This is a genomic window from Embleya sp. NPDC055664 (assembly GCF_053618075.1).
Genome location: NZ_JBSHGZ010000011.1, coordinates 116,435 through 125,709 on the forward strand (window position 1 = coordinate 116,435; position 9,275 = coordinate 125,709).

Sequence of the window (9,275 nt, forward strand, 5' to 3'; positions counted from 1 at the left end):
GTGCGGGGTCCTCCGGGTCGTCGCCGGCACGGGAGGGCCGGCGAATACGGCGCTTCCGACCGCCCCTTGGGCGACCCGCGCCCGTCCGGGCGAAGGCGCCGACCGGGCGATGCTCGCGGGTCTCGGAGCGTGGAGTAGCGGGATTCTGCTGTGCGGTAACGGTACCGACCGGTCGGTATCAAGGCTAGAGCGCGCCACGAACTCGTTCGGGTCGAACAGGCGCCGGGGGTGCGGGCGCCGGGAGGCGCGGGCCGGGGCCGGGGGATGTCAACCGTGGCGCAGTACCGCGAGTTCTCGGCCGAAGGCGACGACGACACGGCCGCCGGGGGCCACGGTCAGAGCGCCGACCGGGAGGGGGAACAGGAGGCGGGGGCCGATGGGGGTGTGGGTGGTCAGGTCCCAGACCTGTACCGTGCCGCGCTCCTCGGTCGGGGCGGTCGGGGCCGTCGGGGCGGTCTCGTCGATCGGGGCCGTCGCGGCGGTCGCGCCCGTGGAGCCCCCGACGACCACGATCGGGCGGCCGGCGAGTAGGCCGGTCGCAACGGCGCAGACGTCGGCGGCGAGTGGTGCGCCGATCGGCTCGCGGGTGACCAGGTCCCAGACCCGCGCCGCCTGCCGGCTGCCGGTGACCGCGACCGGGCGGCCGTGCACGACGGCGGTGGCCACGTCCGTCACCGCGCAGGAGTGTCCGGTCAGCGGTGCGCCGAACTCGGCGCCGGTGGCCAGGTCGATCACCCGTACCGCGTTGTCCGCGTCGCCGTTCCGGGCCGTCTCGGGGCCCACGATCGCCACCGGACGCCCGTCCAGTTCGGCCGTCGCCACCGCCCGCACCGATCCGATCAGCGGTTCGCCGATCGGCAGACCCGTGGCCGGGTCCCACACCCGTACACCGGCCGAATCCCCGGTGACCGCCACCGGGCGGCCGGCCACGGTGGCCCGCGCGGCGCCCACCCACGCGGTCCGGCCGACCAGGGGCCGGCACACCTGGCGGCCGCGGTCCAGGTCGAACACCCGTACCGTGGCGCCCCACCCGGCCGTCCCGGCGACCACCACCGGCCGGCCGCCGACCAGCGCGGTCGTCACCGCGGCCACCCGTGCGTCGTGCCCGACCAGGGGTTCGCCGGCGGATCGTTCGGGGAGCAGGTCGCAGATCCACACCCCCTCGGGCCCGCCGTCGGCCCGGCCGGTCGTCCGCGCCGGCGGGTCGGTCGCCGCCCAGGGGCCCGTCACCCAGTCCGGCCGCCAGCGCGAAGGCGGTTCGCGGTCGGCCGGAGGGGAGGTCGCCGACGTGTCGTCGTCGATCGTCGCGAGCCAAGAAATATCGCCCTGCGCAACGTTGGACATGTCACCATTGTGCCCATCGGCACCCGCCACGTGCACGGCCTCCGGCCCGCTGCGCGGGCCGGAAACCGGCGCCACCGACGGGGTGTGACCGCGACCGGAACCGCGGCGCTCAGGCCCCGACCGTCAACACCACCTTGCCGTCCGTCGCGCGGGATTCCAGTGCGGCGTGCGCGGCCGCGGCCTCGGCCAACGGGAAGGCGGTGATGGTCGGCACCATCGTGCCGTCGGCGGCGGCGTTCAGGGCGCGGGCGGTCAATTCCGGCCAACCGCCCGCCGGGACCATGTTCGGCCCGATCGCCCACGTCGCGGTCAGTTGCCGCTCGACCAGGTCGCGCGTGGTGATCTCGGTCGGCTCGCCCGCGGCCCAGCCGTACAGGAGGAACCGGCCGCCGGGGCCCAGGAGTTCGAGGGCCTGCCGGCCGAGGGCGCCGCCGACGCCGTCGAGCACGGCGGTGGGTTCGCGGCCGGCCGACGCGGCCCGTACCCGCTCGGGCCAGTCCGCGTCGCGGTAGTCCACCGCGATGTGGGCGCCCAGCGCACGTACCTTGGCCACCTTCGCCGGGCCGCCCGCGACCCCCACCACGAGCGCCCCGGCGGCCCGCGCGGCCCGGGCGAACAGGCTGCCCAGGCCGCCGGCGGCGGACATCACCAACACCACGTCCCGGGCGTCGATCCGGGCCACTCCGAGCACGCCCTGCGCGGTGGTGCCGGTGGTGATCGCCGCGACCGCCTCGGCCGCACCCAGGCCGTCGGGGATCGGGTGCAGCGCGGCCAGGTCGGCGACCGCCCGCTCGGCGTACCCGCCGCCGTCGCCGAGCTGCGCCACGACCCGACGGCCCAGCCACTGTGCGGCCACCCCGGGCCCCACCGCCCCGACCACGCCGGCCACCTCGCCGCCGGGGGTGGTCGGCAACACCGGCGGCCGGTGCGGGCCGACCGTCTCCCCGCGCCGCAGCCGGGCCTCGATCAGATGCACACCGGCGACCTCGACGTCGATGCGCACCTGCCCCTCGCCGACCCGAGGGTCCGGAACCTCTTCGAACCGCAGATTCTCGGCCGGGCCGAACGTATGCAGTCGGATCGCGCGCATGGGGTGACTCCCGAGTTCGAAGTGGGCGCCCACGGTCCGAAGGACCGTCGTGCGCCGCGTACGGAAGCCACCATGAAAGATGAAGCCGACTTGAGGTCAACTCGCCCGTGAAGCACACCCGAGGGCGCACCCGGGGCGCGGCGGGCGGGTCGCGCCGACGCCGACAGGCGTGGACGCCGTGCACAGGGTCGCCACCGCCAAGAGATGATCTTCATATGGATCAGATCATCTTGATGTCCGACCCGCTCGTGGCCGCCATCCCCGTCCGCGATCGTGGCGAGCCGCTGGTGGATGTGCGCGCGGACGGGTCGTTGCCGGTGGATCCGCGCCAGGCGGAGTGGGCCGCCGCGTACACCTTCCTGCGCGTCGGCGTGCTCGACCGGCTGATCAGGGCGCAGGCGGCGCTGCCCGACGGGCTGCGCCTGCTGTTCGTCGAGGGATACCGGCCGCCGGCGCTGCAACGTCGATACTTCGAGGAGTACGCCGCCGAACTGCGCGCCGCGCACCCCGACTGGGACGCCGACCGTGTCCACGTCGCGGCCAGCCGGTACGTCTCCCCGCCCGAGATCGCCCCGCACAGCGCCGGCGCCGCGGTCGACGTGACCCTCGTCGACCCGACCGGCCGCGAACTCGACCTGGGCACCCCGATGAACGCGAGCCCCGAGGAAAGCGCCGGCGCGTGCTACACCGCCGCCGAGAACATCACCCCGCAGGCCCGCGCCCACCGCGCCATCCTGAGCACCGCCCTGACCGAGGCCGGCCTGGTCAACTACCCGACCGAGTGGTGGCACTGGTCCTACGGCGACCGCTACTGGGCCCTGCTCACCAACACCGAAGCCGCCCTCTACGGCCCCCACGAACTACCCTGACCCACCCCCGCCGGACCCGAAGCGCGAACGTATCCCGCCACTTCGGTCGGAATGCGCGGTTCGGACATGGGAACGGACATTCGGGTGTACGCGACACGTCATCTGTTCTTCGCCCCTTGGTTCCCCCCGGGCTGATGGACTCGGCATCGTCGGCAACGCGTCGACCTCGAAGGAGGAAAAATGCCGGATCTGCGTTTGTCCCGTCGTCATCTCGCGTGGGGGGCAGCCGCCGTGTTGGCCGCCGGCGTCGCCGTGCCCAGCGCGGCGTCGGCGTTCGGTCAGGCGGATCAAGCCCGGCACGCGATCAAGGACGGTCAGGCCAAGAACGTCATCATGCTGCTCGGTGACGGGATGGGCGACTCCGAGATCACCTTGGCCCGGAACTACTCGGTCGGCGCGGCCGGTCGACTGAACATGGACGGGTTCCCGCTCACCGGCGCGTACACCACGTACGCCGTCGACAAGGACAAGCGCCCGGACTACGTCACCGACTCGGCCGCGAGCGGCACCGGGTGGGCGACGGGGCAAAAAACGGTCAACGGCCGCATCTCCAAGACCCCGGACACCAACAAGGCGCTGCCGACGATCCTGGAGCTGGCCAAGAAGAACGGCTACGCCACGGGCAGCGTCACCACGGCCGAGCTGACCGACGCCACCCCGGCGGTCCTCCAGGCGCACGCCACGGACCGCAGCTGCCAGGGCCCGGCGGACATGGCCAAGTGCCCGACCGACACGATCGCCGCCGGCGGCCCCGGCTCGATCGCCGAGCAGAGCGTCGCGGGCAAGTTCGACGTGCTGCTCGGCGGCGGCAAGGCCCGCTTCGACCAGACCATCACGCAGGGCCCGTTCGCGGGCAAGACCGTGCTCCAGCAGGCGCAGGAGTCGGGCTACCAGATCGCCACCGACGCCGACTCGCTCAAGGCCGCGCGGGCCGGCAAGCCGGTGCTCGGCCTGTTCGCCCCGGTCAACGTTCCGGTCGAGTGGACCGGCAAGGCCGCCGCGGTCGGCGGTACCGAGCCGCAGCGCTGCGTCACCTCGAACCCGAACCGCCCGGCCGGCACGCCGACCCTGGTGCAGCAGACCGCCAAGGCGATCGAGCTGCTGGAGGCCAAGCAGTCCGGCCGCGGCCACGACCGCGGCAAGGGCTTCTTCCTCCAGGTCGAGGGTGCCTCGATCGACAAGCAGGACCACGCCGCCGACCCGTGCGGTCAGATCGGCGAGACCGTCGCGTTCGACCAGGCGGTCAAGCTCGCCCGCGAGTACGCGGCCAAGCACCCCGACACGCTCGTGGTGACCACTGCGGACCACGCGCACACCAGCCAGATCGTGCCGCTGGACGCCACCCCTCCGGGTCTGTCCTCGACGCTGGTCACCAACGAGGGTGTGCAGCTCAAGGTCAACTATTCGACCAACACCCCCGGCAAGTCGCAGGAGCACACCGGCACCGAGGTGCGCATCGCGGCCCAGGGCCCGCAGGCGTTCCGCGTGCTCGGCGTGACAGACCAGACGGAACTGTTCAACACGTTCCGGGCGGCACTGCGACTGCGCTGACGCGCGGCGCCACCGACAGGAACGGATGTGACAGCGCGCGGCCCGCAGGCTCTCCCGCCTGCGGGCCGCGCCGCGTTCGTGCCCGTGCGCCCCCGATAACGTTTCGATCTTCCGACGCATCGACAGGAAGAGGTGGCGCATGGTCGACATCGGCAGGCTGACCCCGGCGGATCGAGCCGACTGGCAGGCCCTGTTCGAGGGGTACAACACCTTCTACGAACGCACCCTCGCCCCCGAGATGTTCGACCGCGCCTGGAGCGCGTTTCGCGAGGACACCCGGATGCACGCGCTGGGTGCCAAGGTGGACGGGAAGCTGGTCGGCATCACGCACTTCCTGGTGCACGCGAGTACCACCGCGCCCGACGTCTGCTACCTCCAGGATCTGTTCACCGCGCCCGAGGCCCGCGGTCGGGGTGTGGCCCGCGCACTGATCGGCGCGGTGACCGAGTGGGCTCGCGAACACGAGTGTTCCCGGGTGTACTGGTCGACCCACCGGGACAACACCACCGCCCGCCGGCTCTACGACCGGGTGGCGCTGAACCGCGGATTCGTGCTGTATCAGATCAACCTCTGAGCCGCGTCGCGAGCGCGTCCCGGGTTACCCGTCGAACCGGCCGGCGGCGGCCAGTTGCCCGGCGAGCACCGCGGGGGCCGCCGCCAACGACGGGCCGTACCAGGTGAGATGGCGCCCGTCGACCAGTGCGACCGGAAGGCCGGGGAACGCCTCCGGGCCGTCCTCGGCGGTGAACCGGTAGGGCTCGTCCGGGAGCACCACCACGTCGGGCTCGGCGGCACGGAGTTCGTCGAGGGAGACCTTCGGCCAACGTTCCGCGTGCCGCGCGAACACGTTCGTCAGGCCGAATCGGGTCAGCACGTCGGCGGCGAAGGTGTCCCGGCCGGCGACCATCCACGGCCGCCGCCACACCGGGACGATCGCCCGACGCGGCGGGGCCGCCGGCAGTCCCGCCCACGCGGCTCGGCACGCGGCGAGCCAGGGCGGCGCCGGCAGTCGGCAGCCGAGCACGAGCATGCGCTCCAGCGCGATGAAGGCCTCGTCCAGGCCGCGAACCCGGGTGACCCACACGGCGATTCCGGCCGCCCGCAGCGCGGCCAGGTCGGCCGGGCGGTTCTCCTCCTCGTTGGCCAGGACCAGATCCGGGGCGAGGGCGCCGATGGCGTCCAGGTCCGGATTCTTGGTGCCCCGGATCCGGATCACGTCCAGGTCGGCGGGATGCGTGCACCAGTCGGTGGCGCCGACCAGCAGGCCGGGCGCGCTCATCGCGACCGCCTCGGTGAGCGAGGGCACCAGCGAGACCACCCGCCGCACCTCGTCGGGCACCGGCACGGGCAGATCGAGATCGTCACGCATGCCTCGACCCTACGGGGACCGACGGCCGGTTCGGGAGCAGCGCCTAGGGTGGCGGCATGATCACCAGCATTGAGAATCCCATCGCAAAGAGCGGTCCCAGCCTGTTCGATGCGTTGAGCGCGGACGCGATATCCGACGTCACGGGCCTGCGCGAGCTGTACGAGCATCCGGGCGCGGCCGCCGCGGCCAAGGAGATGGACCGGCTCACCGAGAAGACCCGCGCGCTGGTCGGCTGCGCGTCGTTGGTCTTCGTCGCCAGCACCGACGCGGCAGGCCGCTGCGATGTCACCCCGCGCGGCGGCCCGGCCGGTTTCGTCACCGTGCTCGACGACCGCACCCTGGTCATCCCCGACGCCACCGGCAACAAGCGCCTCGACACGCTGCACAACGTGGTGGCGACCGGCCGGGTCGGTCTGCTGTTCGTGATTCCCGGGCGCACCACCACACTTCGCGCCAACGGCCGCGCGTGCGTGTCCGCGCGGCCCGAGTTGCTGGCGCAAGTCACGCCGGTGGGCAAACCGCCGGTCAGCGCACTCGTCGTCGAGCTGGACGAGGTGTACCCGCACTGCCCCAAGGCGCTGTTGCGCAGTTCGGCCTGGAAGCCGGACGGTTGGTTGCCGGCCGACGCCCAGCCGAGTTCGGCCGAGGTGACGCTGGCCCAGTTGCGCATGCCCGGATTGACCATCGAGGCCGTCCGGCAGGCGGAGGAGGACTCGTTGAAGTACCGGTACGAGTAGCCGGCGGCCACGCCCGAGGTGCCGAATCCCGTTCCCCCGGCCTCCCGTCGGCCGGCCGATCCACCCTTGGAGTACGCCGTGGACGCCCAGACGCCCGCCGATCCCACCGTGCTGCACCCGATGCCGGGGCAGTCGCGCGTGGTCCTGCTCAAGCCGCTGGTGACTTCGCCGCTGATCGAGGTCGGGGACTTCTCCTACTACGACGACCCGGACGATCCCACCACGTTCGAGACCCGCAACGTGCTCTACCACTACGGGCCGGAGCGGCTGGTGATCGGGAAGTTCTGCGCGCTGGGCGAGGGTGTGCGGTTCGTGATGAACGGGGCCAACCACCGGATGGACGGGCCCTCGACCTTCCCGTTCCCGATCATGGGCGGGTCCTGGGCCGACCACTTCGACCTGATCTCCGGCCTGCCGGGTCGGGGCGACACGGTGGTCGGCAACGACGTCTGGTTCGGCTATCGGGCCATGGTGATGCCCGGGGTCCGGATCGGACACGGCGCGATCGTCGCCTCCGGTGCCGTGGTGGTGGACGACGTCCCCGACTACACGATCGTCGGCGGCAATCCGGCGAAGCCGATCCGTACCCGGTACAGCCCGGAGGACGTCGCGCGCCTGCTCGAACTGGCGTGGTGGGACTGGCCGATCGAACACATCACCCGGCATGTCCGGACCATCGTGTCCGGCACGGTCGCCGACTTGGCGGCGGTCGCACCGTAACCGAAGGCTCGACCGGCGCCCCTACCCGGCCCCGGCCCCGTCGGCCGCCAGCAGCGCCTGGGCGATCCGACGGGCCCGGACCGCCGGGGCGGGGGTGCGCTCGCGCAGCGCGGTGACGATCGCGCCGTCCATGAGCAGCGCGAACTCCCGGGCCAGGAGGACCGGTTCCGAGACCTGTGCGGCGGTCAGGAGCTGTTCCAGGTAGGCCACCACCCGCTCCTTGTGGTCGGCCGCGACGCGGTGCGCCGAACCGTCGGGGTCGGCGGACTCGACCATCGTGTTGATGAACGCACACCCCCGGAAATCGTTGCGCGCGAACCGCTCGGCGAGCGCGTCGAACACGGCCACCGGGCCGCAACCCAGCGCCTCGACCCGCTCCGCCAGCCAGGCCCGCCAGCGCCGATCGCGGGCCTCCAGGACGGCGACGACGAGGTCGTCCTTGCTCGGGAAGTGCCGATACAACGACGCCCGGCCGACGCCGGATTCGGCCAGGATGCGCTCGACGCCGACGGCGCGGATCCCCTCGGCGTAGAAAAGTTCCTCGGCGGTGGCGAGCAGACGGTCTCGGGCTTTGACGGGCACGTTCGGATCCTAACCCCTCTTGACCGGAAACGGTACCGATCAGTACCGTCTGCAAAACGGCACCGATCGGTACCGTTTTTTGGCGGCACATCGAAGCGAGAGAGCAACGGGGGTTCGCATGTCGTCCACACCCACACCCACACCCGCACACACACCGGCACCCGCGCCCGCGCCTTCGTCGCCCGGGGCGACCGACGCGCATGCCGACCTGCTGGCAAGGGTCGAAAAGCAGCTCGGCCGGGTGCCGAACCTGTACGCGGCCCTCGCGAGCGGCCCGGCCGCGCTGGAGGGTTACCTCGCGATGCGCGACCGGCTCACCCGAGGTGTCCTGCGGGCCCGCCTGCGGGAGCAGTTGGCGCTGCTGATCGCGCAGGAGAACGAGTGCACCTACTGCGTCAGCGCGCACACCTATCGGGGCGGCCTGATGGGCCTGACCGAGGACGAACTGCGGCAGACCCGGGACGCGCACGACGCGGATCCGCACGCCGACGCCGTACTGACCCTGGCCCGGCGGATCGTCCGCACCCGGGGCCGAGTCGGCGAGGAGCACCGGTCCAAAGCCCGCGCGGCCGGGGTCACCGAGGCCGAGGAGGCCGAGATCGTCGCGCACATCGCGCTGAACACGCTGTCCAACTACTACAACCACCTGGCTCGGCCCGAGCTGGACTTCCCGGAGGTGACCGCGTGACCCGCACCTGGCACACCGCGTCCGTCGAACTCGTCGACGGCTACCCGGTACGGGGCGCCGACGGCATACCCACCACCTCCGTCTCGACCGCGCGCGTCGCGATCGAGGGCGGCTTCGCCCACCTCGACATCCCCGACACCGGCGTCGTCCAGGTCGTCTCCGCGCCGGCGGTACGGCTGATCACCTACCGGGAGGAGCCGGCGGGCTGAGCGGTGGGGGGGGGGGCGGGGGGGGGCGGGGGGGGGGGCCCCCCCCGGGCCCCCCGCCAACACCAAGGCACGCGGGGGGGGTGGTGGGGGGTGGGGATAGACCAGAACGGTTAGAG

The 9,275-nt window shown here is 72.6% G+C and carries 11 protein-coding genes; 7 read left to right on the forward strand and 4 right to left on the reverse strand.

The window, feature by feature from the left end; genetic code table 11:
* Nucleotides 1-267: 267 nt before the first annotated feature.
* Together ACWGR4_RS20465 and ACWGR4_RS20470 are read right to left on the reverse strand one after the other, a co-directional pair.
* Complete coding sequence (locus tag ACWGR4_RS20465; RefSeq protein ID WP_452133014.1) at nucleotides 268-1,344, reverse strand: WD40 repeat domain-containing protein; 1,077 nt, start codon at nucleotides 1,342-1,344, stop codon at nucleotides 268-270.
* Between the two features lie 109 nt (nucleotides 1,345-1,453).
* Complete coding sequence (locus ACWGR4_RS20470; protein ID WP_452134097.1) at nucleotides 1,454-2,434, reverse strand: zinc-binding dehydrogenase; 981 nt, start codon at nucleotides 2,432-2,434, stop codon at nucleotides 1,454-1,456.
* Nucleotides 2,435-2,649: 215 nt separating this feature from the next.
* Here ACWGR4_RS20470 and ACWGR4_RS20475 point away from each other — a divergent pair, with 215 nt between their 5' ends.
* The 3 genes from ACWGR4_RS20475 (at nucleotide 2,650) to ACWGR4_RS20485 (ending at nucleotide 5,428) form a co-directional block, all read left to right on the forward strand.
* Nucleotides 2,650-3,303: a M15 family metallopeptidase gene (locus ACWGR4_RS20475; RefSeq protein ID WP_452134098.1), complete on the forward strand. Its 654-nt coding sequence runs from the start codon at nucleotides 2,650-2,652 to the stop codon at nucleotides 3,301-3,303.
* A gap of 180 nt (nucleotides 3,304-3,483) precedes the next feature.
* On the forward strand, nucleotides 3,484-4,854 hold the full coding sequence (locus ACWGR4_RS20480; protein ID WP_380014816.1) for an alkaline phosphatase: 1,371 nt from the start codon (nucleotides 3,484-3,486) through the stop codon (nucleotides 4,852-4,854).
* Nucleotides 4,855-4,993: 139 nt separating this feature from the next.
* Nucleotides 4,994-5,428, forward strand: a complete 435-nt coding sequence (locus tag ACWGR4_RS20485) for an N-acetyltransferase family protein (RefSeq protein ID WP_452134079.1) — start codon at nucleotides 4,994-4,996, stop codon at nucleotides 5,426-5,428.
* Nucleotides 5,429-5,452: 24 nt separating this feature from the next.
* Here ACWGR4_RS20485 and ACWGR4_RS20490 read toward each other — a convergent pair whose 3' ends face one another.
* Nucleotides 5,453-6,223 (reverse strand): helical backbone metal receptor, encoded by a 771-nt coding sequence (locus ACWGR4_RS20490; protein ID WP_452134078.1) that lies wholly within the window; start codon nucleotides 6,221-6,223, stop codon nucleotides 5,453-5,455.
* A 56-nt stretch (nucleotides 6,224-6,279) separates the two neighbouring features.
* Between ACWGR4_RS20490 and ACWGR4_RS20495 the strand changes: the two genes are divergently transcribed.
* A complete protein-coding gene (locus ACWGR4_RS20495; protein WP_452134077.1) occupies nucleotides 6,280-6,960 on the forward strand; it encodes an MSMEG_1061 family FMN-dependent PPOX-type flavoprotein in 681 nt (226 codons plus the stop codon).
* A gap of 120 nt (nucleotides 6,961-7,080) precedes the next feature.
* Nucleotides 7,081-7,680: a CatB-related O-acetyltransferase gene (locus tag ACWGR4_RS20500; RefSeq protein ID WP_452134080.1), complete on the forward strand. Its 600-nt coding sequence runs from the start codon at nucleotides 7,081-7,083 to the stop codon at nucleotides 7,678-7,680.
* A 21-nt stretch (nucleotides 7,681-7,701) separates the two neighbouring features.
* Here ACWGR4_RS20500 and ACWGR4_RS20505 read toward each other — a convergent pair whose 3' ends face one another.
* Entirely contained in the window at nucleotides 7,702-8,262 is a 561-nt protein-coding gene (locus ACWGR4_RS20505; RefSeq protein ID WP_452134076.1) for a TetR/AcrR family transcriptional regulator, read from the reverse strand.
* 118 nt (nucleotides 8,263-8,380) lie between these two features.
* Between ACWGR4_RS20505 and ACWGR4_RS20510 the strand changes: the two genes are divergently transcribed.
* Together ACWGR4_RS20510 and ACWGR4_RS20515 are read left to right on the forward strand one after the other, a co-directional pair.
* Complete coding sequence (locus tag ACWGR4_RS20510) at nucleotides 8,381-8,950, forward strand: carboxymuconolactone decarboxylase family protein (protein ID WP_452134075.1); 570 nt, start codon at nucleotides 8,381-8,383, stop codon at nucleotides 8,948-8,950.
* Nucleotides 8,947-9,159 carry a hypothetical protein gene (locus ACWGR4_RS20515; protein ID WP_452134074.1) on the forward strand — a complete coding sequence of 71 codons (213 nt, stop codon included), beginning with the start codon at nucleotides 8,947-8,949 and terminating at the stop codon, nucleotides 9,157-9,159. Before ACWGR4_RS20510 ends, ACWGR4_RS20515 begins: the two co-directional genes overlap by 4 nt.
* Nucleotides 9,160-9,275: the final 116 nt, after the last annotated feature.